The 25351-nt window shown below is 50.8% G+C and carries 19 protein-coding genes; 14 read left to right on the forward strand and 5 right to left on the reverse strand.

Translation table 11 applies throughout. The features are described 5' to 3' along the window. Positions 1-102: 102 nt before the first annotated feature. Positions 103-186: a putative holin-like toxin gene (locus GT003_RS32435; protein ID WP_275589161.1), complete on the reverse strand. Its 84-nt coding sequence runs from the start codon at positions 184-186 to the stop codon at positions 103-105. Between the two features lie 347 nt (positions 187-533). Here GT003_RS32435 and GT003_RS07265 point away from each other — a divergent pair, with 347 nt between their 5' ends. Beyond that, positions 534-2321, forward strand: a complete 1788-nt coding sequence (locus GT003_RS07265; RefSeq protein WP_161695941.1) for a histidine kinase — start codon at positions 534-536, stop codon at positions 2319-2321. A gap of 318 nt (positions 2322-2639) precedes the next feature. Here GT003_RS07265 and GT003_RS07270 read toward each other — a convergent pair whose 3' ends face one another. Next, on the reverse strand, positions 2640-3257 hold the full coding sequence (locus GT003_RS07270) for an alpha-L-fucosidase (RefSeq protein WP_161695943.1): 618 nt from the start codon (positions 3255-3257) through the stop codon (positions 2640-2642). Between the two features lie 188 nt (positions 3258-3445). Here GT003_RS07270 and GT003_RS07275 point away from each other — a divergent pair, with 188 nt between their 5' ends. The 7 genes from GT003_RS07275 to GT003_RS07305 all read left to right on the forward strand — a co-directional run bounded on the left by GT003_RS07275 (position 3446) and on the right by GT003_RS07305 (position 16152). Then, complete coding sequence (locus GT003_RS07275; protein WP_161695946.1) at positions 3446-5080, forward strand: response regulator; 1635 nt, start codon at positions 3446-3448, stop codon at positions 5078-5080. 172 nt (positions 5081-5252) lie between these two features. Further along, on the forward strand, positions 5253-6662 hold the full coding sequence (locus GT003_RS07280) for an ABC transporter substrate-binding protein (RefSeq protein WP_161695948.1): 1410 nt from the start codon (positions 5253-5255) through the stop codon (positions 6660-6662). Between the two features lie 177 nt (positions 6663-6839). Next, entirely contained in the window at positions 6840-7643 is an 804-nt protein-coding gene (locus tag GT003_RS07285) for a carbohydrate ABC transporter permease (RefSeq protein ID WP_239565852.1), read from the forward strand. 16 nt (positions 7644-7659) lie between these two features. After that, the gene (locus tag GT003_RS07290; protein WP_338045935.1) at positions 7660-8499 is read left to right on the forward strand and encodes a carbohydrate ABC transporter permease; all 840 of its coding nucleotides are present in this window, start codon (positions 7660-7662) and stop codon (positions 8497-8499) included. Between the two features lie 181 nt (positions 8500-8680). Further along, positions 8681-12187, forward strand: coding sequence for a LamG-like jellyroll fold domain-containing protein (locus tag GT003_RS07295; RefSeq protein ID WP_161695954.1), 3507 nt, complete (start codon positions 8681-8683; stop codon positions 12185-12187). 125 nt (positions 12188-12312) lie between these two features. Next, complete coding sequence (locus GT003_RS07300; RefSeq protein WP_161695956.1) at positions 12313-14022, forward strand: SGNH/GDSL hydrolase family protein; 1710 nt, start codon at positions 12313-12315, stop codon at positions 14020-14022. A gap of 333 nt (positions 14023-14355) precedes the next feature. Next, a complete protein-coding gene (locus GT003_RS07305; protein WP_161695958.1) occupies positions 14356-16152 on the forward strand; it encodes a glycoside hydrolase family 36 protein in 1797 nt (598 codons plus the stop codon). A gap of 90 nt (positions 16153-16242) precedes the next feature. Here the strand turns inward: GT003_RS07305 and GT003_RS07310 are convergent, their stop codons facing one another. The 3 genes from GT003_RS07310 to GT003_RS07320 all read right to left on the reverse strand — a co-directional run bounded on the left by GT003_RS07310 (position 16243) and on the right by GT003_RS07320 (position 18853). Beyond that, entirely contained in the window at positions 16243-16578 is a 336-nt protein-coding gene (locus tag GT003_RS07310; RefSeq protein WP_346266591.1) for a helix-turn-helix domain-containing protein, read from the reverse strand. A 357-nt stretch (positions 16579-16935) separates the two neighbouring features. Further along, positions 16936-17607: a response regulator gene (locus GT003_RS07315; RefSeq protein WP_161695962.1), complete on the reverse strand. Its 672-nt coding sequence runs from the start codon at positions 17605-17607 to the stop codon at positions 16936-16938. Continuing rightward, entirely contained in the window at positions 17597-18853 is a 1257-nt protein-coding gene (locus tag GT003_RS07320) for a sensor histidine kinase (protein ID WP_161695964.1), read from the reverse strand. The genes GT003_RS07315 and GT003_RS07320 overlap by 11 nt, the downstream gene beginning before the upstream one ends. A gap of 137 nt (positions 18854-18990) precedes the next feature. Between GT003_RS07320 and GT003_RS32440 the strand changes: the two genes are divergently transcribed. From GT003_RS32440 to GT003_RS07350, 6 genes are all read left to right on the forward strand, one after another. Continuing rightward, positions 18991-19239, forward strand: a complete 249-nt coding sequence (locus GT003_RS32440; RefSeq protein ID WP_239565851.1) for a hypothetical protein — start codon at positions 18991-18993, stop codon at positions 19237-19239. Between the two features lie 550 nt (positions 19240-19789). Continuing rightward, the gene (locus GT003_RS07330) at positions 19790-20281 is read left to right on the forward strand and encodes an anthrone oxygenase family protein (protein WP_161695968.1); all 492 of its coding nucleotides are present in this window, start codon (positions 19790-19792) and stop codon (positions 20279-20281) included. 261 nt (positions 20282-20542) lie between these two features. Then, complete coding sequence (locus GT003_RS07335) at positions 20543-20767, forward strand: YciI family protein (protein ID WP_338045934.1); 225 nt, start codon at positions 20543-20545, stop codon at positions 20765-20767. Positions 20768-21044: 277 nt separating this feature from the next. Then, a complete protein-coding gene (locus tag GT003_RS07340) occupies positions 21045-21317 on the forward strand; it encodes a heterocycloanthracin/sonorensin family bacteriocin (protein ID WP_161695970.1) in 273 nt (90 codons plus the stop codon). Positions 21318-21491: 174 nt separating this feature from the next. After that, positions 21492-23402 carry a putative thiazole-containing bacteriocin maturation protein gene (locus GT003_RS07345; protein WP_161696216.1) on the forward strand — a complete coding sequence of 637 codons (1911 nt, stop codon included), beginning with the start codon at positions 21492-21494 and terminating at the stop codon, positions 23400-23402. Then, on the forward strand, positions 23399-25339 hold the full coding sequence (locus GT003_RS07350) for a TOMM precursor leader peptide-binding protein (RefSeq protein WP_161695972.1): 1941 nt from the start codon (positions 23399-23401) through the stop codon (positions 25337-25339). The genes GT003_RS07345 and GT003_RS07350 overlap by 4 nt, the downstream gene beginning before the upstream one ends. Positions 25340-25351 lie beyond the last annotated feature (12 nt).

Genomic DNA, 25351 nt, shown 5'->3' on the forward strand with positions numbered 1-25351 from the left:
GCGGCAACCGACTCCTCGCGCGACTCACCGCTGTTAAGGGCGGAAGGCTCTGGTTCAGATATGAGATTTATAGTAGACCGCATACCTTTGCGAGAGGGCGGTCTATTTTTTTTTGAGGTAAGAGAGCAGTGCGAGAATAAACATGCCGAACGTGATCATCAGCGTTATCGCATCGTGTGTCTCCATGGCATCACCTCCCCTCGGGGAGAGCTAGCCGACCGCCCTTGCAAGCCACTCATCGCTTCTTCATTATATACGAACACAAGTTCGCATGTCCATCGTTATTTTGGGACATCTTGGCAGGGCGTTGGTCCTGTTTTAGGTGGCGTTAGAATTGTAGAGAACGGTGGCCGAGCATGTGACAGTGATTTGAAGGATATACGAACATGATTACCGTAGCAATCAAGGAGAAAGATCGGGAATATTATCAATCCGTTCGATACCTTCTACTCATGTAGTACATTTTAATTCCTCTGTTTTTTAGTGGTTACTTGCGATATGCTTATAGGTTGCGTGAAAGTTCAGGATAATCCGTGCAGAACGGGCAGGTGAGAAAAGTGATGTTAACCCGATTATTCACCCGATACCGCAATATGCTTATCCGTAGTAAAATCACGATCGTGTTTATTCCGATCGTTGTTTTGCCGCTTTTCGTCGTAATCTATACATCCAACTACGTTTTCACCAAATCGACCATCGAGAAAACGAAAGCGAATATCGCCGGAGAGTCAAGCTTGATCATCAGCCGAATCGATAGCTTATACAATAGCGTGGAGACGAGCTCCCGCGTCCTTACGGTGCAAATTAACAGCGCTTACCAGGAGAAGGCGAACAGCTTGGAGCTCCCGGAAGTTATGCTTCGCAATGAAATACAGACGGCGCTGAGTTTTAACTTGGATGCCTTTAAGGATATAGAGTCGATCGCCTTTATCGATACCCATGGGAGCATCTATGCTTCCAATACGAAATTGGGGAATAACCTGAACCTGGCAATAAAAAGCGAGATGGTCGCGAGCATTAAAAAGATTATTTCTCCGGTGCGCCTTTGGTTTCCGATGGAAATCAGAAATTTTCTGGTTACGGACGATAAAACGCCAATTCTTTCTGTGGGCAATAGAATCAACAATATAGATACGGGCGAGCTCCTAGGAGTTCTCGTATTCAATGTGAGGGAAGATACGATCTCTTCGATTTTTCCCAAAGACGAAACCTTAAACACTGGCGTATATACGTTAGTCGATAACACAGGGACAATTATTTCATCGCAGAACAAAGCGGACCTGCTGCAAAAGTCCATTGCCGATAAACGCCGCTATTTGGTTTCGACCACGTCCTTTTCCCAGCTGGGCTGGGAGTTAATCAATCAAGTTCCGCTTCGGCAATTGTCCAAGGACAAGCTTCAGAATTCGTTGATTATCCTCATCGTAGGGCTGCTTTGCACTTTGATCGCGGTATTCGGCGCTTTCTTCCTGTCGCGGCTTATTGCCAAGCCGATCGTTCAATTAACCCATACGGCCAAGCGGATACGCGAAGGGAACCTCAATACGACAAGCTTGATCCGAACTCAGGACGAGGTGGGTATTCTCGCAAGTGTATTTAATGAAATGATGGCACAGGTCAAATTGCTGCTGGAAAAGGTGGGGCAAGAACAGAAGAAAAAGCGCGAATACGAGTTTGCCTTGATCCAATCGCAAATCAAGCCGCATTTCTTCTACAACTCGCTGGATCTGATTTATGTGCAATGCGAATCGGGACAAGCCAAAGAAGCCGCCGAAACCACCATGGCTTTAGCCGACTTCTACCGGGTTTCCTTAAGCAAAGGCAAAGAAATCATTCCGCTTAAAGAAGAATTGCAGAATACGCAAGCCTATCTGTTTATCCAGAAGACGCGTTACTCCGATATCATCGATTTCAGCATCGACGTCGGCGAAGAGTTAGGGGAATATTCGATTATGAAATTAACGCTGCAGCCGCTTGTGGAAAATTCGATTTATCACGGTCTGCGAACGAAAAACGGCGGCGGCAAGATCGAAGTCAGCGGCTATAAGCAGCATAACGATATCGTTCTTGTGGTAGCGGATAATGGCGTGGGGATTCCGGCCGAGAAACTCCAGGAGCTTCAGGTATGGAATAAAGACGGTTCTGGCGTGCATTCTTTCGGATTAAGGAGCGTGAACGAGCGAATCAAGCTTTACTACGGAGAGGAATACGGAATCACGATTAACAGCGAAAAGAATGCAGGAACCGTGATAACCATTCGTATCCCTCAGCGTAGAGAGGTGTCGGATCATCAACGCGCCGGCTCGCAGATGACGATTTGAGGCGCCTCCGGCAACCCGGACGGAACCAGCATATAAGCCAAGGAAAATGCGTCATTCTCGGACAACCAATGGTCAGGACCATAACTTTCCGAGTAGACGGGTACTAAATGTAACGGACCGAACGTAATCCTCCGGGATAAAATAACATCCAGTTCAATCAGGGCCGGACCCTATTGCTGAGGCCGAATCCGTTCAGCAGTGCACCGCGATAGGGCTCATCGGTGAAAATGCCCTTAACGGATTTGCCGAACATATCTCCGCACGCTTGCTTATATTTATCATGCGTAAGCTTGAGAAATTGTTCGGTCGCTTCCCGGTTTAAAGTGTCCGCATAGGTAAAGCCGTTGTAGAAGCTTTCTTTCTCCATTTCGACGATCGTAAAAACCAATATGCTTGTTCCTTAGTACTCGGAGGGAGCGGATTGGGCATGCAGCTTTGTGGTGCCGTAGAAGGATAATTCCTCCATATGGCAGGAAAAAGCGGCAATAACCCCATCTTGCCATACAAAATCTTCTGCCGGCACGACATCCAATCGAATGAATATTCGCGCACGTGCGAGTAATAGAAACAGAGCCGGATTCCCTCTTCGCGGCATGCTTCCGCAAGCTCCAGCATCGGATCGCGTCCGAAAGGAGTCGCTTCCACGATATTATAATCGCTGACCCGGGTTCGAAACATCGAGAAGCCTTCATGATGCTTCGCCGTGATAACGATATATTTCATCCCCGTCTCCTTGGCCGTCCGCACCCAGGACCTGGCATCGAACCGCGCGGGGTTAAAGCGGATGGCCAGCTTCTCGTATTCCTTAATCGGAATTTGTTCCTGATACATGACCCACTCGCCCCGCGCCAGAAGGCTGTACAACCCCCAGTGAATAAACAAACCAAATCGGGCTTCGCGCCACCATTGCATTTTAAGATCGTGATCGTCCTTCATGAAATAAACCTCCCTTTATCGTGGATAGCGCATGTTGTTCGGATATGACATGAATTATAGCTAGCCCCCCTGATTACAAAAGCCACAATTCGGGCATCGCAATAGCAATATTCGGGACAATTTTGCCATGCGGGCAGCTTGTCTAAGACATTTTCCGGGTTCTATGTTATAACGGATGTACAATGACGATGATTCGAATGTCACAGTTCATGGAGGAAGACGGGATGTTCAAGGTACTGATCGCGGATGACGAAATGCATTTCAGGCACTATATGCGCAACGTGATCGATTGGCAGGAGCATGGTTTCGAGATCATCGGCGAAGCCAAGAATGGTCTGGAAGCGCTGGAACTGTCCGCGCAGCATCGTCCCCATATCGCGCTGCTCGATATCAATATGCCTTTTCTCGATGGCATCGCGCTGGCAGAGAAGCTTAAGGAACTTCATAAAGACATTCATATCGCGTTGATTACAGGCTATAGCGAATTCGAATATGCCAGGAAAGCGCTGCAACTCGGGGTGGAGGACTATATATTAAAGCCGTTTAAGAGAGACGATTTCTTAAGCACGCTGCTGCGGTTCAAAGCTAGGCTGCAGAAGCTGGAAGAAGAAGCGGCCCAAAGCAAGGATGATTCGTACTTCCTGAAAGAACGTTTCTTGAACACGTTGATCGGCGAAGAATACGATTTTATGGAAGAAGAGATTTTGCACATTTTCAGTCGGCAGGGGATTCGGATTCACTCGCCCTTGTTCCTTGTGGCCGCCATCGAAATCGATACTATGTACGAGCGATGGTCAAAGGCAAGCGAAATCGCGCTTTGGAAATTCGCCGTTGCGAACGTGCTGAGAGACATCGTGGTTTGCAAAGGAACGTCGCTGGTATTCAATGGCCCCGAGGGAAAGATCATTTCGCTGCTGAACTTTGCGGACGAGAAAGATAAGAGCGCGTTTAAGGCGAGCTTGTATCAGGAGTTTTGCGACTATGTAAAAAAATATTTTCGCTTTAGCGTCACGGTCGGGCTGGGCGATGAAATCATGCACATGCAAGAAATTCGCAAAGGCTATTTGGAAAGCTTGTTTGCCTTGCAGCATAAGTTGGTCGACGGTTCGGGAGCCGTGCTGGAATATGCGGCAATCGTGAATAGCGGAAGAAATGCCGACTTTAACCAAATGCAGCTGAATGATCGCATTCTCAAAGCGCTGCGCCGAAATGAACGAGACGAAGTGCAGGCCGGCCTGCAGCAAATCATGAAGCACATCAAGGACAACCGGCTTTCCGTCGATTTCACCTATGCGATCCTGATGGGCTTGGTATCGATCTGCTTAGCGCATATTACCGAAATGGGCGGCTCGATCGATCTGGTATTGGGCAAGGATTTCTATCCTTACCAAGAGCTTAGGAAGATGAGTTCGCTGGAGAAATCCATCGAATGGTTAATGGGCATCTACGAGAAAACCATTCGCAATTACAGCGGACAAATGTTGACGCGCTCGCAGAAGATCGTCGAGGGCGTGAAAGATTATATTCACATGCACTATATGGACGGCGAGCTGAACGTGGAGAGCATCGCCCATCATATGTATCTCGACTCCAGTTACATCCGCAAAGTGTTGGCCAAGGAATTGGAGATGAACGTGTCCGAATATATCACGTTGGTTCGCATGGAGCATGCAAAGGACTTATTGGTCCGGGGAAATATCAAGATTACCGAGCTGGCGGAAAAGGTAGGCTACAGCAAGGCGGGCTATTTTGCCAAATGCTTTAAAAAGCAGTACGGCGTGTTGCCAAGCGAGTATTCGGAGAGCTTGAATCCGCCAAAATGAGGGGAGAGATCTGCGGGGCAAGCCCTCGCCGATCTTTTTTTGTCCCGAATTTTGCTATCGGTTTGCACGATTTGTGGCTTTTTAAATGCTAGGGACGCAAGCTATAATCCATTCATAGCATAAGCGCTTGTGCTACTTCCTTACTAAAAATACGTTGGAGGGGTTTCTTAAAATGAGACGGACATACGCGAAATTCGTTTCCTTGGCACTGATCGCCTGTATGGCAATCGTGCTTGCGGCTTGCGGCAATTCATCGTCGAACAATAACGATTCGACGGCAACGGGCGCGAACGATTCAAAGACGGGTGCGACGGCCAATGCAACGAACGAATCAACGAATGATTCAACGAAGGATACAGCATCGAGTGCGGATAAGCCGGCCGAGCCCGTAACATTGACGCTGAATGCCCAATATTCGGCGCCGGACGAGAAACTTTCTCTTGATTACGCAATTGCCAAAATCAAAGAAGTATTGCCGAATGTCACCTTGGAGATTCAGCCTGCGAATGCAGACGACGGCACGCAGAAGCTGAAGGTGCAAGCGGCTACCGGGGATCTGCCCGATATTTTCGGCGTAACCCCCGAGATTATCGATCTCTTCAACAAATCGGGCGATATCGTGCAATTGGACGGCAATCCGGATATCGAGGATTTCAAAAGCAAAGTGTCTCCGGGCATGATCGACTCCGAATTGATGTACAAAGGCCATATCTATGCGCTGCCCATCTTCGGTTCCTTCTCGGTGGTCTGGTATTACAACAAGGATGTATTCGCGGCCAATAACGTCAAAGTGCCTACGAATTACGATGAGTTGACGGCTGCGGTGAAAGCGTTTACGGCGAAAGGGATCGTTCCGGTCGCCATGTTTGCCAAAGAACCGTGGCCGATCGGAGCCTACTTGGACAGCTTTATCATGAGAACGAATCCCGGCTCCACGTCGGACTTCTCCAACGGGGTGGCCAAAGCATCGGACCCGGGGTATAAGGAAGGAATCGAGAAAGCCGCGGCGCTCATCAAGCTCGGCATCTTCCAAAAAGGAGCAACCAGCACGGATTATGATTCGGCAAGAGCGATCTTTAATTCGGGCAAAGCAGCGATGCTGATTAACGGCGATTGGGAAACGCCGGACGGCATTACCGCGATCGGCGCGGATAAGCTCGGGATTCTGAATTATTATCCCGGAGCGGATGCGGGTAAAGAGGACGTCAATAAATATGCGATGGCCGGAGGCGGCGGCGTTGGCGGCTACGCGTTATCCGCCAAGACGAAGGACAAAGCATTGGGCATGAAAGTGTTGGCGCTGCTCGCCTATTATCAAGGGGAAGGCAGATACGTGAAAGGCGGCCATACCGACGTCATTATCAAAACGGACGGTTTGACGCCGGAAAATCCGCTTCCGGAGATCACCAAGGCGCTTGCGGCCGATCAGTCGAATTTTATCTACAAATCCAACTTTAACCATAGTCTTCCGAGCGCCTTCTCCAAGCCTTTCGGCGAATACTTGCAGAATCTGGTCGCAGGTCAATCCGCCGATAAATTCATCTCGGATACGGATAAGTTGATTGCAAGCCTGAAAAAGTAGGTTTAAGCCGACAAGAAGCAACGATAAAAATAAGCTCGAGGCGGAATAGCCCCTTATTCACCGGATATATTCCGTCTCGAGCCACTTAAGGTGATGAATATGAAGCACGGGATGGCCAGCAGATCGGCAGTATTGATTTTCACGTTGCCCGCAATATTGCTTTTTACGGTGTTTGTCATGTATCCCCTCGCGCAAACCTTCTATCGAAGCTTCTTCGATTGGGACGGGTTGACGCCGGGTACGTTTATCTTCTTGGACAACTTCAAGGAGATTCTCCATGATCCTATTTTCTATACCTCGTTATATAATGGGCTGTTTTTTGCCGTGATTCTCACGATCTTTCAATTTGTATTAGGCTCGTTTCTCGCTTTTGCCTTGTACGATCATAAGATTTTCGGGAAAAAGCTGCTGCGAATTTCCTATTTCATTCCGGTCATTCTCTCCGTTACGGTGGTTTGTCAATTATGGATGTCCATTTACAGTTCCCAATACGGCTTGCTTAATAAGATATTCGAATCGATCGGCATCTCGTACCGGCAAGATTGGTTAAGCGATTCCCACTTGGCCATATTCGCGGTTATTTCCGTCGCCGGCTGGCAATCCATGGGGTTTATGTTCGCTCTGATTTATACGGCCATTAAATCCGTGCCCGAGCATTACTTCGAGGCCGCCAAGCTGGAAGGCGCGACTAAATTTCAAATTCACACGAAAATTACCATTCCGCTTCTGGCAGAAACCTATCGGATGTGCCTCATGTTCTCGGTAGTCGGCGGGTTGAATGCCTACGGCCAAGTGGTTCTCATGACGAACGGCGGTCCCGGCACCTCTACCGCTACGCTTACCTTCGCCATGTTCCGTTCGGCCTATTCGCTGGACCGCTTCGGTTATGGATGCGCAACGGCAGTCATGCTCGTTCTGGAATGTTTGATTTGTATATTGATCATTAATAAATTGGTAGCGCGCGAAAGAATTACTTTCTAGGATGGAGTGTCGTGCCGTGCGAAAGACACGAAGGTTTAAAGTCAGTAATCCGATACTCAAGCTTTTTCTGTGGCTATACATGTGCATTTCGCTGTATCCGCTCGTGTATTTGATCTTCTATTCGCTTAAAACCAATGACGAGATCTTCAACACGAACCCGTTCGGAATCCCGACCAGCTTTCAGTGGGATAATTACGTGCGGGCGGTTCATGCATTCGATGTCTTGCTCTATATGAAAAACAGTGCCTTCGTTTCCGTGATTTCGGTTGCCGGCATCCTTTTGTTCTCGCTGACTTTCGCTTATGCGTCCGCCCGCATGGAGTGGCGGCTGCGGAAGCTGGCATCGACGTATATGATCGTCGGGCTTTTCGTACCGGGAGCGACGACTTTAATTCCCTTGGCGATTCTATTGAAGCATCTTCATTTGATCAATACGTTCGGCGCCTTGATTATTCCTTATATCGCCGGCAATCTATCCTTTTCGATTTTGATCTTTTACGGTTTCTTTCGAACCATACCCAAGGAAATGGAAGAATCGGCATTTATAGACGGGGCCGGCATCTATCGGACCTTTGCCCGCATCATTCTCCCTCTCGTCATCCCGGCATTTACCGTCGTGCTAATCTTGTCTTTTATAGGCGTCTGGAACGAATTCACCATTGCCAATACGTTTATTTCGAGTCAAAAGCTGAAGACGCTGCCCATCGGCTTGATTTTCTTCTCGGGAACTCATTTTACGGACTGGGGAGCGATGGGAGCTTCGCTCGTCATTGCAAGTATTCCCGTCATTGTCATTTACGTCCTATTCAGCGAGCAGATCGAACGAGCGTTAACGGTAGGCTCGGCAGTGAAATAAGCGGCAATAAGCGGCGCGTTTGAATGCCGCTTATTCTTTTTGAAGAAGTGGTAACGCTTTCGCGAACGCGATGCAGTCGCATGCAGATGCACGAAAGGGGGCGATATGACGAATTTTCAGGATGCATCCCGTCTTAGGCAGTCAGCAGCTTTGCAAAAAAATCAACGGAGGTAGAAGGACGATGAGAACGTTTGTGGCAGCGCATAAGCGCTTAAGCGCGATTACGATTCTAGGTTTCCTTGTCCCGGCCATCGGTTTGACCGCCGGTCCGGTTTCCGTCAGCGCCGCGACCAGCAAGACCATTACCGTCGATTTCAACGACGATAAGGGGGCGTTTAAAGCGCATACCGGATTTATCCTGACGCCCAATTACGACGTGCCGGACGGAAGGATCGTTCCGCTTAAGCCGGAAATCATCCGCGAGGACTCGAACGAGCAGGGATGGCTTATTTTCGGCAGAGACAACGGGTATAACCGCTTTAACGAATATGAATACAACACCCATAACCGGTTCAAGAATGCCTATGACAGGGCAACCAAATGGGGAGCTGAGTATTATCCGCTTTTGCTGACCAATCCCTCCTTTCTGCAAACGGATCCCTCCCAGAATAATGTGTATGGCATGCCTACCGATTTATTGAAGTATAAGCAGTGGGTTAAGGATTTTGCCCAGTTTGCCAAGGACAACAGCCTGAACGTCACTTATTGGGATTCCACGAATGAGCCTGAAGGCAGTATAGGGTACGCCAATGCCCGTACTTTATACAATTATCAATATGAGGCCATTAAAGAAGTCAATCCGAATGCGAAGCTGGCCGGACCTTCCTCCGTCTGGAATAATGTCGATGCGGTCAACGCATTGATCGACCAGGTCGCAGGAAACGGGAAGAAGCTGGACGTGGCCGCTTGGCATGAGCTAACGACGGGCGACGCCTGGAGCATCAATTCGAACCTTGCGGCGATTAAGGCGCATGCGGCTGCCAAACCCGCAGCGGGCGTCGGACAATACTGGGTGGAAGAATACCAGCAGAACGGCGAGGCGTATAACGCCTCAAGATTGGTAAGCTGGCTTGCGGCCATCCATGAGTACGGCTACGATCTTGGCATTCGCAGCACATGGAACAGCGCCAACTCGGCGAGCGATTATATGGTCTACAACGATACGGCAGCCAATAATGCCGCGCGGCAAACGACATGGTGGACGATGAAGGCTTATGCCGAAATGTCCGGCAGGCAGGTCGGGGTAACCCAGGACCATACGGTGAGCTCGGCTATCGCAGCCAAGGATACCGCAGCCGGGGAAGCCAAGATCCTCGTCAGCGGGCTGGACAGCGACGCCACGACCACGACGTTGAACTTGAACAATCAGCCTTTTGCCGGTTCGACGGTCCGCATCGATAAATATAAGGTAACCGGTACGGAGAACGATGGGCTGCAGCTTCAGGCTACCGAGAATCCTTCCTCCACTACGAACCTGAGCACGACGATCAACATGGCTCAAGGCGACGTATGGCTGATCGTTATTAAAAAAGCGGCAAGCGCTCCGGGCTCCTTCGTGCTGCAAACGCCGGATGACGGCGTTCCGGCAACGACTACGCCTACGCTAACCTGGCAGCAGGCCAGCGGAGCGACCGGCTACACGGTCAAGGTCTCGACCAACTACGATCTGTCCAGCCCCGTCATCAATACATCGGTGACGACGAACAGTTATACGGTCAGCTCGGCGCTGACTGCGGGCCAAACGTATTACTGGTCGGTAACCGCGACGAACGCGAACGGTTCCCTGCCCGCGGCTAACGGCATGGTCTACAGCTTCATTGCTTCCTCGAGCGCGAGCGTGCCGTCCGGCCGATTCAGCCTTCAGGTTCCGGTAGACGGAGAGACCGGGACGCCGCTTGCGCCGGTGTTCGGATGGACGAACAGCTATGGCGCAACCTCTTACAGGCTTCAGGTATCCACCAGCAGCACATTTGCGAGCACGGTTATCGATACGACGACCAACACGCCCATATCGGCCGCACAAGGAAACGTGGCCTATAACTACACGCCTTCCGCCAACTTAACGGCCAATACGACTTACTATGCCAGAGTGTACGCGGTCAACGCCAGCGGCTCGAGAATCATGAACGGTCCCGTCCATGTGTTCAAGACCGGGACGACCGGCGCGCCGCCAAGCTTCACGCTGCAGTCTCCCGCCAGCGGAACGACCGGCGTGTCCGTGGCAACCAGCCTGAAATGGAATATAGCCAGCGGCGCTTTCTTCTATAAGCTGACCGTGGACGACAATTCCGATTTCTCCAGCCCGGAATTCACGAGGGACTATATCACCACCAACGGATACACCTTTGCTCCGAATGAGCTGTTCCCGAACAAAACCTATTATTGGAAGGTCACTGCCTCAACCAAAGACCGCGCGTATTCCACCGTGGCTTCGAACAGCGGGCTCAGCTTTACGACGGACGGCTCGTTCGCCGCGGGACCCGTGGGAGAATGGATCGGCAACGAGCTATCCGGCAATACCGTATACGATTCGTCCGGCGGCCTGAATAACGGAACGCTCAGCAACGTCACGAGAAGCAATGACGCCTTGGTGTTTAACGGCACGAATAGCTCGGTCAATCTTGGCAATCCGTCCGCGTTGAATTTTACCGGCAAGATCACGATGTCGGCTTGGATTAAACCTAGTTCGATTACGGGAGCCGGGGCGATTCTATACCATCAGCAAACCAGTGGGGATTTTCCGCAAATGGTACTGCGGATAAACGGCAGCACGCTGGAGGGGGGGAGCTATTCGATCTCATCCGGCACTCATTTCGTCTCGATGCCTTTGACCTCCGGGGATTTGAATGTATGGATGCATGTAGCCTTAACCTATGACGGAACGGCTTGGCGCATTTATAAAAACGGCGTATTGGCGAACAGCTCGACCGATGCGCAGGGAGCCATCACGGTGTCCGGGAATTGGACGATTGGCGCTACCGCTTATGGCGATCAGTATTACTCGGGCTCGATCAAGGCCGTGAAAATATTCAATACGGCGCTTAATGGTACGGCCATTGGAAACGAGATGAACAAGGCGGAAAGAGGCCATTGGGTGCTGGGAGAAGGGACGGGGACAACGGCGAACGATACCTCCGGCAACGGATCGACAGGCACAGTAAACGGAGCTTCATGGGTTACCGGCCGATCGGGCTATGCGCTGCAATTCAACGGCACCGGCAATTATGTCGGATTGGGTTCGCCGTCTGTCCTTAATTTCAGCGGCAAGATTACGATGTCGGCCTGGATCAAGCCCAGCTCAATCACGGGGACCGGAGCGATTCTCTACCACCAGCAAACGAGCGGTGATAATCCGCAAATGGTACTGCGGATTAACGGCAGCACGCTGGAAGGCGGAAGCTACTCGATTTCATCCGGGTTGCATTTCGTATCCATGCCTTTAACCACAGGCGATTTGAATGTATGGATGCATGTAGCCTTAACCTATGACGGAACGGCCTGGCGCATCTATAAAAACGGCGTGTTGGTGAACAGCTCGACAGATGCCCAGGGGGCGATTACAGCGTCCGGAAGTTGGATGATTGGCGCGACTCCTTATGGGGACCAATTCTTCTCCGGACAAATTTACGATGCGCGCGTCTATAACTATGGATTGTCGGATGCCGCCGTCGCAGCGATTGCGCATTAAGCGATTCACGGGAGAGCGGGACGTGCCCGCTCTTCTCCTTTTGGAAGAGGGAGAGACTTCGCAATGAAAAAGGCGCGACGTATTTATTGGAAGTTGTGCGCGCAGCAAGGTGAGGAGGATTCAGAATGGAAAGCATTCAATGCACGAAACGCGTTGAACTGCCCATCGCGAAGCGTATCGTCTTTTTGGGGGACAGCATTACGGAGAATGGGACGTACATTCAGATGATCGATGCCTATTTTCAAAAGCATATGCCCGCAAGAAACTTCGAGTTCATTAATCTCGGCGTCAGCAGCGAGACCCTCTCGGGAGAAGACGAGTCGGACCATCCTTTTCCCAGGCCCTGCGTGCATGAACGACTGGATCGTGCGCTTGCCGAGACGCGGCCAGACTGGGTCGTGCTCTGCTATGGCATGAACGATGGCATCTATCACCCGTTCAGCGAGGAGCGATTTCTCCGCTATCAGTCGGGGTACATTCGGGCAGTGGAGCAAATTCAGGCTGCGGGAGCCCTGCCTCTTCTTATGACGCCGCCTCCGTTCGATGCCGCCACCTTCGAGGGGGAGCTTCAGCCGGCCGGCAGGGAAAGCTATGGCTTTCAGCGGCCATATGCGGGTTACGATAGAGAAGTTCTCGGGCGGTATACAGACTGGGTGCTGGATTACGGAAGGCGGGAGAAACTGGCGGTCGTGGATATCCGGGGGCCGCTGCTGCAGTGGATTCAGGTATGCCGCGAGCAAAATTCTGCCTATCGGTACGGAGACGGCATACATCCCGAAGCGGATGGGCATTGGGTGATGGCGCGGACGATACTAGCAAGGGTTTTCCATATTGAGTTGGAGCGGATACCGGCATGGATTGAACATCCGGAGTCGAGCGAGTATTATCGGCTGATTGGCGAACGCAGGCAATGGCTGGACGCTGCCTGGAGAGAGCATGTCGGTCATACGAACCCGAATAAAGCGAAGACGCCGGGACTGGTCGCAGCGCGCGAGCAGGCGCAGCGGCTTATGGTGTCGATCCGCGAAGCGGCCGATCGGGAGGGGGGAGAAACATCGCTCGCCGTCTCTGCCTGGAGCGGGGCGAAGCGAATGGACTTTTATCTCGATGGCAGGGAATGTATTTTGGTTGCTCCGCATGAGCCGGCGAAGGAGAAGCCGTGGGTCTGGCGCACCGAATTTTTCGATGCTTTTGCCGAGGCGGACCGCGCGCTGCTGCACCAAGGCTGGCACATTGCCTATATCCGACTAAGCAATCTATATGGGCATCCGGACGCGGCGGCCATGATGCGGTCGTTCCAGGATGAACTTGCCGCAACCAACGGGCTATCGGAACGGCCGGCGCTTTTTGGTTTCAGCCGGGGGGGCTTGTATGCTTTGCGTTATGCAGGGCTATATCCGGCCAAAGTATCTTCAGTCTATCTGGATGCGCCGGTCGTCGATATCCGAAGCTGGCCGGGCGGCTCGGGGAACGGTCACGGGTCCCCGGAAGAATGGAGCGATTGCCTGGGACTGTACGGCATAACAGCAGAGGAGGCCGGCGCAGTGACGGATGAGTTGCTGAACGGGATGACGAGAGCGGCTGAGAGCGGCATACCCATTCTGCTGATTTCCGGCGATTCGGATGAAGCGGTGCCGCTGGAGGAGAACGGTGCGCTGCTGGTTGCGAGCTACCGTGAGCAGGGAGGACGCATCGAACAAATCGTGAAGCCGGGCGGCAGGCATCATCCGCACGGCTTGCCGGATGTGGCGCCGATTGTCTCGTTTGTTACGGAGGCTTTTGCAAGTTATCACCCGGAAAGAGTAATCAAACCGACAACAAATTGCAGCGTATAGTTAACGCATTTATCGGAGTCGTGTGAACAAGGAGAGATTCGCATTGCACGCTAGCCAACCAATGGGAGGCGGAACCGCCGAGCACCGCGAACGGACGGATATTCCGCGTCATATCAGCAAGCGGGCGGAATGCTTTAACTATGAAGGATCTCTGCCGGCTTACGGGTTATTCGCCCGCCATGTTCGGGGATTAAGCTTGCACAACGTACGGATTGATACCAATGGTAAGCCTCTGACCTCTCACGCCAGTATTAATGTGGTTCGCAAGCGGATGTTCAATGAGGTTTGTGAAATTCCAAGAGACAAGGTTTAGGAAAAGGAGAGTCAAATATCATGCATCGTTTTCTGGAGTTCGCCGAGAGCGAGGTTCGGTTCGTGGATCCTGTCGGCTTCGAGTGGGCAAGCGGCGTCACGTTGAAGCGAACTTGGAACGGAGATGTCTGTTCCGTGACCGTGATGAACAGCCATTCATCCAATGCCGTAAGGATCAAAGAGATTGTCTTGTTCAAGGGGGCAATGCCGTTCAATCCTTCGACCGAAATATACGGCGAGGGTTATAGCAAATTATCGCAGTATGTCGGTACAGTGAGTAGGCCCCGGGATATGTGTCACTTCAGCGACCGCGCCCATTACAGGCTTCCAATAGTCGAGGGGCTTTTTACCGTCTACAATATGCTCTTGTTATCGCCGCAAGATGGAGACAAGGTTCTCATTGCCTTTGCTTCCTGTCATCGCTTTAGCGGGGAAATCCGATTTAACGAGCGTGAATATGAGATCGTACTCGATTATGAAGGGCTGGTGCTCGAACCGGGTCAGACGGTGGACCTGGAGGAGATTTTGTTCGCTTCGGGACCGGATGCGGCAACGCTGACGGACCGGCTTGGCGAAGCGATCAACCGGCATCATCCGAAGCTGCCTTTCCCGGAAGCGCCCTCAGGCTGGTGCTCTTGGTATACGTACGGACCCGAGGTGACGGAGTCCGATATTTACTCGAACCTTCAAGCGATCAAGGAGAAGCTGCCCGAGCTGAAGTACGTGCAGATCGACGAGGGCTATGCCGCTTACGAAGGAGACTGGCTCGATCAAGGCCAATCGTTCCCCGGCGGAATTCGCTCGTTGAGCGAGAAGATCCGGGAGCTGGGCTTCGAGCCGGCCATCTGGGTCGGTCCGTTCCTAGCGGAGATGAACGCGCGAGTCGTGCGGGAGCATCCCGAATGGTTCAAGCAGGATGGAGAGGGGAAGCCGCTTCGCTCCGATATCCACTCCTTCGGAGGCTGGTATCACGGACCTTGGTACATGCTGGACGGTACTCATCCGGGAGCGCAGGGTTATCTTAGACACGTCTTCCATACGATGCGTCACGAGTGGAAGATCAAGTATTTCAAGATGGACGGGACGATGTGGGGCGCTCTTCCGTTCGGCCGGCATCACGACCCGAAGGCGACTCGGGTCGAAGCTTACAGAGCCGGCATGAAGGCGATTCGGGAAGGAGCGGGAGAAGATAGCTTCCTGCTCGGCTGCAATGCGCCGATATGGCCGTCCCTCGGCACCGTGCACGGCATGAGGCTGTCGAACGACATCGCGCGCAATTGGGAGCATATCTCGCAGATCGCTAGAGAGATGTTCCGGCGCAATTGGCAGCACGGCAAGCTGTGGATCAACGATCCGGACGTCGTCGTGCTGGAGAATCAGACGAGGCGTCAGCTCGGTCCGGATGGGATGTGGATCGAATCATCCGACTCCGTTACGCCGGATGAGTACCGGTTTCACGCGACGGCGATATTCGCCTCCGGCGGCATGGTGTTATCGGGCGATAGCATTCCGAACATGCTGCCGGAGAGCGTGGAGATCATTCGGAAGCTGCTGCCGCCGGTGAACAAGGCCGCGATCTTCGAGGATACGATGTTCTCGGTCGGGTATACGCAGGTTCAGGACCGGGTTCTGGTCAGCGTGCTCAATTGGGAAGACGAGCCGAGAGATTTCCGCGTAAGGCTGGATGGCGCTTACCGTGTCACATCTCTCTGGACGGACGATCTGCTGGGCACGCATGTGGGCTCGCTGGAACTTACGTCTGTGCCTCCGCATTCCGGTTCGGTTTATGTTTGCGTTCCGGTAAGCGGAGAAGGATGAGGATGTAGCCATAACAATAATGCCGCGATTCTCGTTTCCTCAAGGGACGATAATCGCGGCATTATTTTTGTCGACTCAACGGGAGCTAATTCAGTTCGAGCCTTCCAAATACTCGGATGGATATATGCCGGTGATATTCTTGAAGATTTTATAGAAATAATCGGGATTCGGATAGCCGACCATGAGCGCGAATTCTTTGGTTTTGAGCGAACTGTTTTGCAGGAGCTCGACGGCCTTGCCGACCCTTAGCTCGTTCAAGTAGACCGAGAGTAGCTTCCCCGTCTCTTTCTTGAAGAGCTGGCCCAAATACGCGGTTTTCAAATGAAACTGAGTGGATAAACCTTGGCAGAAATTATGATCATGGACGTTGTGAAGAAGCGTTTGGAAAAAATCATTCTTAGTACTTGTGAAAATGACCCTTAATATACCAAGGTTTTTTCAGTCTATTTTCTCTGAATTAATGACGCCACCCATGTTGTTGTGATTTTTCATCATTAGCTGTAAATATTTCAAAAAAAGCTTTTGTTCCATCCATATAGCTCATACGCAATGGTGCATTTTTATTCGTTTGTTGTAATTATGCTTGGATCGTTTTTTATGGTTTATTCTGAGCATCCCACTGCACTATATTCGATGGCTTTCCTCCGCAAGCCTGCATCCGGTTCGTTCCAGACGGCGTAGTACCCCGCCGTTAGCGCAGCTATTTTTTCGCTAACTACATGCATCATACTCGTTCACCTGTCAGAAAGTACATCGGGGAAAAGGAAAGGACTTTCTAAGCCATTATTGAACGATCCTATTGCGAATCGCGAAAACGACAGCTTGCGTCCGGTCGTCGACGCCAAGCTTCCTCAGAATGTGATGGACGTGCGTTTTGACCGTGCTCTCCCCAATATATAGTTTGGCAGCAATCTCTTCGTTGCGCAGTCCGAAAGCCATTTGCTGAAGCACTTCGTGTTCTCGTTCCGTAATCGGTTCACCCGTCGAATTGCCGAGATCAATATCCGCCGTATTCACTCTTGCAGAGCGTACCACCCGAGACATTGCTTTGGAGGCAATGGCCGTGCGGAAGATTGCTTCCCCGCGGGAGGCTGCCCGAATGGCTTCAATCAGTTCTTCTGGCGAAGTGTCCTTAAGCAGGTATCCGATCGCTCCTGAACGGATGCCTTGGAAGACATATTCTTCGGTGTCAAACGTCGTGAGAATGATAATCTTGCAGTCGGGCCAGGCGGCCATAATATCGCGGGTCGCTTCGATTCCGCTGTATTCCGGCATCTGAACGTCCATGAGCAAGACATGCGGGCGGGCCAAGTCAGCCAATGTGACGGCTTCGCGTCCATTGGAAGCTTGGCCGACGACTTCCATGTCGGGCTGCGCATTGATTATATATTTGAATCCATGCCGGACCAGCAGCTGGTCATCTACAATGGCTACCCGGATCGGTTCAACGCTCAATTTTTTCACCTTCCTGCAACGGGTTGACAAGCGGGATTCGAATCGTCATTCGCAAGCCGTGTGGCTGCTGACTCCGAAGTTCGAACGAGCCTCCGATTCTCTCGCATCTGGCCATCATATTCATCATTCCGAACCCGGGCTGCGGAGGGGATTCGCTCCGGAATGGACCATTATCGGCAGCCGTCATCACGAGCTCCCTCTCGGATTCGGTGATCGAGACCTCAATTTCCGATGCGTTGGCGTGACGAATAATATTGGTCAGCGCCTCTTGCAGAATGCGATACAACGCTTCGGCAATCTCCGGCTGCCACTGTGTGATTGTGCCTTCCGTGACGAATCGAATATCGAGCCGACTCTGCTCCTTGACGGTCCGAATGAGGCTCTTCAAGGCAATCAGTCCGAGGCCCGCATCGTCTCGTCCCATCTGATGCACGACGCTGCGAACTTCCGTGAGGCAATTGCGGGCAACGTCCAAGACGGCTGCCATCGTCTGGTCAGCTTCCGATTCGTTGGCCTTGATCATATATGGCAGAGCCTGCAATTGTACGATAACGGATGTTAGACCGTGCCCAATCGAATCATGGATGTCGCGCGCGATCCGCGTTCGCTCCTCCAGAACCGCGAAGCGCAGAGAACGCACGGTGGCTTCCTCCAAATCGCGATGCATTTGTTGGAGATCTTGATGGGCTGACTCCAACTGAGCATGCATCTGACTGAGTTCGCGAATATAACGCTGCTGTGCTTGTTTGGATTCCCACCGCTGGTGAGTGGAGATGAGTAAGATGTACGTCACGAAGTGAACGAGAGTATAGGTAAGGATCTCATTCGGAACAAGCTGGCCTCCGATCTGCCAATTAGCCGCGTTAGCAGCCATTACGGCCGCGGCCAGGCCAGTGCGCAGAGATCCCGAGAATCGCAGCGCGATATGACCGATTAGGAAGTACCCAAGAAAGAAGATCAAGTAACTCTCGTCAAACGCAACGGAAGATAGGGCAGTTGCGGCCCATAACAGTGCTACAACGGCGACATGCCTTCGGGTAGGCTGGAGCCAGCGCGGAGGCGCCCAGAGAAATGCCAGATAGCCAATATGCAAAAACAGCGTCACCAAGGGAATGGAGACGCGTTCCACCGACTGATATAGAGAAGCCAGGAGCATGAGACTTAAGATGATGAGTCTAAACGGTCGCCTTGCAATCTTCATCTTTTTCAACAGTTGCTGGCTGAAACGGAAACAGGTTGCTATCAATGCTTACTACCTCAAAATCAAGTGGATTTTAAATGACGAACGTGCAATCGTTTGTATCTAGTATAATTTAAAAAGCGCCGCCCGCAAACACTTCCTACGGAAATAAAGAGCAAGGCATTGCTTATGAGGACCATGCGATGATCATTCCCTCCGAATTGATCGATGGCGAGACGCAGGAAAACGATGCCCGCAAGTATCGCAATTCCACCGATCGGACTTTGGGAAGTGATCGTTCTCGTGGCGGAATTCCAACGAACGTTGTCCATTTGACCTCTCCAGATACCTATCGCGAGTCCGATGACCACGCTGACTGCATAGAGGAAGATGTGAAGGAGATTAACGCTTTCGGTCTGCGTGGTTATCTGCAACACCAGGATTACATATAGAGCAGGCACGATCCAAAGGGTCGCCGGCCGGATGGTATTCTCGCGGGCCAGTCTGAAGCAGATGACAAGCATGATCAAGAGGTATATCCCATTGCCCAACATCATAAGGATTCTCCGTTCCTCGATTTATTTGGTTAACTCCATTATGAGCCGAGAACGAATTCCTTTCGTCCATCCATAGTTTTAAATTGCGGTTTTCCGTATCCACCTGCAGGTTGATATGGCGGGTTTCGCATTGACAATTTGAGCGGCAATTCGTATGATTCAAAATATTGTGAAAAAATGTAAATGGTGGCGAATAAGCATGGCGACAACTGGCCAGCGAAGCTGGACGAGGAACTGGAGGAGGCAGGTATTCGTTAAGATTTTTTCTACTCTTAGCTTACTTATGATAAAACTCCCTTGAAAGGATTCAGTTTACTCACTCAGACTCAGGAATTCGCAGGATTTCATCCTGTAGTTAAGTTGAATCTCCCGATAATTCATGTTTCTTGTCTTCGGTTTTTTCAAGTTTGCGTTTGCAATCAATTCATGAGTATTGGAGGAAATCATGATGATGAAGCTTCTCTATTATTTAACTTTTGCTTCCTCGTTGGGGGCCGGCTTGCTTGCTGGTGTATTTTTCGCTTTCTCGGTCTTCGTCATGCAATCGCTTGCCAAGCTTCCTACTGAACAAGGCATATCTGCCATGCAGAGTATCAATACAACGATTCTGCAATCGTCCTTTATGGTGGTCTTCATGGGTACAACTGTCTTAAGTGTCTTTTTGGGGATCCTTTCATTTATCAAATTTGGAAAAATAGGCGCGTTATACGTGATTGCTGGTAGCCTGCTCATCTTTGTCGGAGTGTTTCTGATGACAACTTTATTCAATGTACCGCTCAACGATACTTTAGCCTCCGTAACCTCCGGGAGCGCAGAGGGGGCACAAGCGTGGAAGGACTATTTGGACAGTTGGATGCCGTGGAATCATGTGCGGACGATTGCTTCTATCATGGCGCTGATTTTCTTTATCATCGCAATTCGCAGGTGGGAAGTATAGCGGTAATGAGGCCGCTCGATAGAGCGAAGCTGGTTTTGAACCATTGTTGAAAACTTTCTTTCATTTATTACAAGTGTTCGTGGCGGACTATACTGCAAAGGATGGCCTATTGACCAAAGTACCACCGATTTCTGGCATTTACGTTAGTTCAGTACAAACGCAGCGATTGGAATTTGCGATTAATGTGCCGATTTGTTTAATTACCATTCGTCAATTGAATAGAAGCAAGAATGATCGCTTCAATCTCACACGTTTGGGAAAGTGAAGATTATGGACGGTCCCTTCATTGAAACGAAGGAGACGATCGGTAGTGCTTTTCTCATAGAAGCACGGGACATGGAGGAAGCGGCCAGGATTGCTTCCTTACAGCTGGGAACCATCTTCAGCTTTCACTTTATTGGACAAACCACAGCGTCTATCGCTCTGGTTGCAGCGGGTGTTTTGCTGCTATTGAAAAGAAAGTCCGACGATACCCCCACCTATTAAAGCTTGCCTGACCCTCGGATACCCGTTTGACGGATTGAATAATAGAAGAGAGGCTGCAGCAAGGTCATAGACCTTGCTGCAGCCTCTCTTTTTTGGGTTCTTCCCATGATACTTCAAGCAAGTAGGCGAATGCATCAGTAACACTAGCGGAGCTTTTTTCATACGTATATGTCATGAACGATTATCGGCATATGACCAGTTTAGGCTAGTTCATTTGCATTTCCGATTTTGCGGGTACCGATGATCATCACATGAACAAATAACGGAGGCTACTAAGATGAATGAATTCAAGAACGATCTTTATAATCTGAATACGGATGCGTTTAAAGCGAGCGGCATGACGCCGAATGCGGGTCAAGGTCAAGTGGATCCGAATAATGCTCGTCTGTGTGTCGGCTTTTGCATCGGCTTTTGTATCGGCTTTTGTTCATGCGGCGGCTGTGGCGGCTGCGGCGGTTGCAGCAGTTGTGTCAGATGTGGAGGTTGTGCCACCCGTTGCGCCGGTTGCGCCGGCTGCGCCCGTTGCGGCGGCTGTGCCCGCTGCCGTTAATAAGCTAGCTATGGCGTGCGAATAAAGGTTCAAGACACCTCTGCTAACGCTTTTGGGATGCAGGGGTGTCTTTCTAAGCATGTGCTGGCATGACGGACAAATAGCCTTACATACCTTTATAAAGGAAGTCATATGACTACGAATCGTTAATTTCATAATAAGGAGGAATGAAATCTGGATCCTTCTACGCGCCTTAAAGTAAGAGGAGATACTTTTTTTCTCCCCAGCTCGGACGGAAGCGTCTATTTCCGCAACAATATCGGTTCATTTCGGATGGAAGGCAGCACGATTGATCAATGGATCGAAAAACTAATACCTGTATTTAACGGTGAGCATTCGATGCATGATTTAACGGATGGGCTGCCGGAGCAACACCGTGATCATATTTATGAGATTGCAAACGTCTTGTATGCGAACGGTTTTGTCCAAGACGTAAGTCAGGATCGCCCGCATCAGCTGGAAGAGCATATTACTAAAAAATATGATTCCCAAATTGAATTTTTGAACAGCTTTGACGGGTCAGGTGCATACCGATTTCAAGTATATCGTCAGTCCAGCGTACTTGTTGTTGGAGCTGGCACTTTTTTGGTTTCGCTCGTCAAATCATTATTCGAGTCTGGATTGCCACGATTCCACTTGCTAAGCTTGAACTCGGACAAGGCGAATCGACAACGGATTTTGGAGCTGGAGCAGCATTATCGTAATTTCGATTCGGAGGTCAAGGTGGAAGAGACCAGTTTGCCGAAGGATGGGAAAGTGGATTGGTCTTCGATTGTACAGCCTTATGCTGCCGTATTATTCGTATCGGATCAGGACGGGGAACCGGAGCTAAGATTGCTTAACGAAATTTGCCGACATACAAATAAGGTCCTGCTGCCGGCTGTTATTTTTGGGCAAGCCGGTCTAGCGGTTCCGCTGTCCTATTCGAATTCGGAGGGCGATTGGGAATCAGCATGGCGCAGAGTCCATCATTCTGCCATGTATAAGGATTCGAGCGTGCACACGGCTTCGTCCGTTTCGGAATCGCTGCTCGCTAACGTAATCGTCTTCGAATGGTTGAAAACAGCAGCAGGAGTAACAAAACTTGAGAAAAACAATAAATTATTTCTACTGAATTTAGAGACGCTGGAAGGGAACTGGCATTCGTTTCTTCCCCATCCGGTAGTTAATGGCCGACAATTCATCGAGAAGGTCGAAGATGTCGAGCTGCAAGCGGGAGCGGACTCAGCGAAACGAGCTTCAAGCGAATTGCTGCCTTTCTTCAGTCAGCTGACATCAACGGAAACAGGCATCTTCCATAAATGGGAGGAAGGGGAGCTGCGACAGCTGCCGCTTTCGCAGTGTCGTGTTCAGCCTGTTGATCCTCTGTCGGACGGCCCTGCGCTTGTGCTTCCCGAAATGATTTGCAATGGTTATAACCATGAGGAGGCACGAAGGGAAGCGGGTCTTAGCGGAATCGAAGCTTACGTGTCGCGTATGGCGAACGGCCTGCCGATATTCGACGAGATTGAAAGCGTAGGTGCCGGCGAGACGATCGAAGAGGGCGTCTGCCGCGCGTTGCAAAAGTATTTAATGGATGCCCGGATCAAGTTGTACGAAGCTCATACACCGTCTATCACGCTGGCGAAGCTGAGTCATGTAGGGGATAAACGATGCCGTTACTATATCAATGCCTTAACCACGATGCAAGGAGCACCAACGTTCGGACTGGGTAAGGACATATTCGGTTTTCCTAACGTGTGGCTGCAAGCAAACGACCGGTGGTATGACGCCGCCGATCTCACTGTTACTCGGGCACTTCGGGGCGTATTAAGGATTGCCTTGCTTGATGCTCAAAACAAGGCCGATCCATTTGCGGGGAACGTGCATCACGTTTCAATAAATGTCAAAGAATCCAATAGAGACGATCTGTCTATACCCGCTTGCGATCCATTCGAGCATCGAGAGGTTTTACGGATGGCTATGCAGCAGCTGAATGGCATCCGCAAGCGTCTGCAAGTGTTCGACATAACTTCAGAACCTTTTTTCAAGGAGGGGCTGGCGGGCGTATACGGCATCTCGCTTCGAGAGGAGGTTGAAGAATGAGCGCTATTGTGGCGATTGTTGGCGTAGGCCAGCTTGCGGACTTTGTAAACGATATATTGTCTGCAAGTTGTCAGCTTGTAAGGGTGAACGGAATGGCTTCCGAGTTGCCAGAAATGGCTGATCTTGCGCTCGTGCTAAGCGACGGCAACGATTCATCCTCTCATCTTATGGCCGAGGAGATATTCAAGCAATCCGGTATTCCGTGGCTGCGCGGTTTTGTGGCATTTGGTGAAGGCGTCATTGGTCCGCTTGTCGTTCAAGGGAAGGCAGGCTGCTCGCAATGCGCCGATTTGCGGCGTTTAATGGCCGGAAATGACCGGAAGGACATGTGGGAGCTGCAGCATTTGTTCATGCATGGAGAAGTTTTTCCCGATAGTTGGTCTTCTCGAATCGGTCTCTTGCATATGGCTCATCTGATTGCAGCAGAAGTCCATAACTTTCTTATCCGAAATACCGCTCATCTTGAGAATCATATCAAGCTCATACATTTGCAAACGCTCAATAGCTCGGCTCATTTTTTTTTACCGGATCCGCTGTGTGCCGTATGCGGAGAAATACCGGATGACACTGCCATAGCTTCGCGAATAAAGCTGCAGCCTAGCCCGAAAATCAGTGAGAACAGCTACCGCACCCGTTCGATGGCAGAATTGAAGGCGGTTCTTTCCGATGATTACCTAGACAATCGCAGCGGTTTCTTGAATGGAAGAATGATCGACCTTATGTCGCCATTTGCTGACGCTAGCATCATTTTACCGATGTTCTCAGGGGATGAAGGCTGCGCAGGGCGCACGCATTCTTTTGCGGACAGTGAAATGACAGCGATATTGGAAGGTTTGGAACGTTATTGCGGCATATCGCCTCGAGGAAAGAAGACGGCGGTTCATGACAGTTATCATCATTTAACAGAGATTGCGCTGGACCCCTCTCGAGTAGGAATACATGATAAGGCGCAGTACGAGCGGCCCGATTTTCCGTTTCAACCCTTTGATCCACACAGGAAAATCGATTGGGTGTGGGGATATTCGTTCTTGCAGGAGAAGCCTCTTCTCGTGCCGGAGCTGCTCGCTTATTACAGCTCCGGCTGTGGCCACGGCTTTGTATACGAAACCTCGAATGGCTGTGCTTTAGGCGGAAGCTTGGAGGAAGCTATATTTTACGGCATATTGGAGGTTGTAGAACGGGATTCGTTTCTAATGACGTGGTATGCGCAGCTGCCGCTCGCTCCTTTAGATCCCTATTCCTCGGGTGATCTTGAAATGAATTTAATGGTGGAGCGGCTGCGCGATGTCGTCGGTTACGATGTGCATTTGTTCGATTCGACGATGGAGCACGGCATTCCAAGTGTGTGGGCGCTTGCCAAAAACAGAACGGATCACGGCGTAAATATGATTTGCGCCGCTGGAGCGCATCCTGATCCCGTGAGAGCGGCAAAAGGTGCCATTCATGAGATTGCGGGCATGCTGCTTGCGTTTAACGAAAAGCTGGAGGCCAATCGCGAGCAATACGAACGAATGCTGCATGATCCTTTTCTCGTACGGCAAATGGAGGATCACTCCATGTTGTACAGCTTGAAGGAAGCAGAAGAACGTCTGAATTTCCTGCTCGATCATAATCGTCCCGTTCTCGCGTTTAAAGAAGCTTTTCAACCAAGGGAACAGCATGCGGATTTAACCGATGAATTAAACCAGTTCATCCAAACTTTCAGAGAGCTGAATCTAGAGGTAATCGTTGTTGATCAATCGACGCCGGAGACGCTGAGAAATGGGCTTCATTGTGTGAAGGTGCTTATTCCCGGCATGCTTCCCATGACGTTCGGGCAACACCTTGTCCGCTTGACCGGCCTGGAGCGGGTGCTGCGAATACCAGCAGAGCTGGGCTATGCGAAGGAGCGGCTTAAGCTGGAACAGCTTAATCGTTATCCGCATCCGTTTCCATAAGCAGCTTCTTCT

It is taken from the genome of Paenibacillus sacheonensis (assembly GCF_009909195.1).
GTDB classification, from domain to species: Bacteria; Bacillota; Bacilli; order Paenibacillales; family Paenibacillaceae; genus Paenibacillus_Z; species Paenibacillus_Z sacheonensis.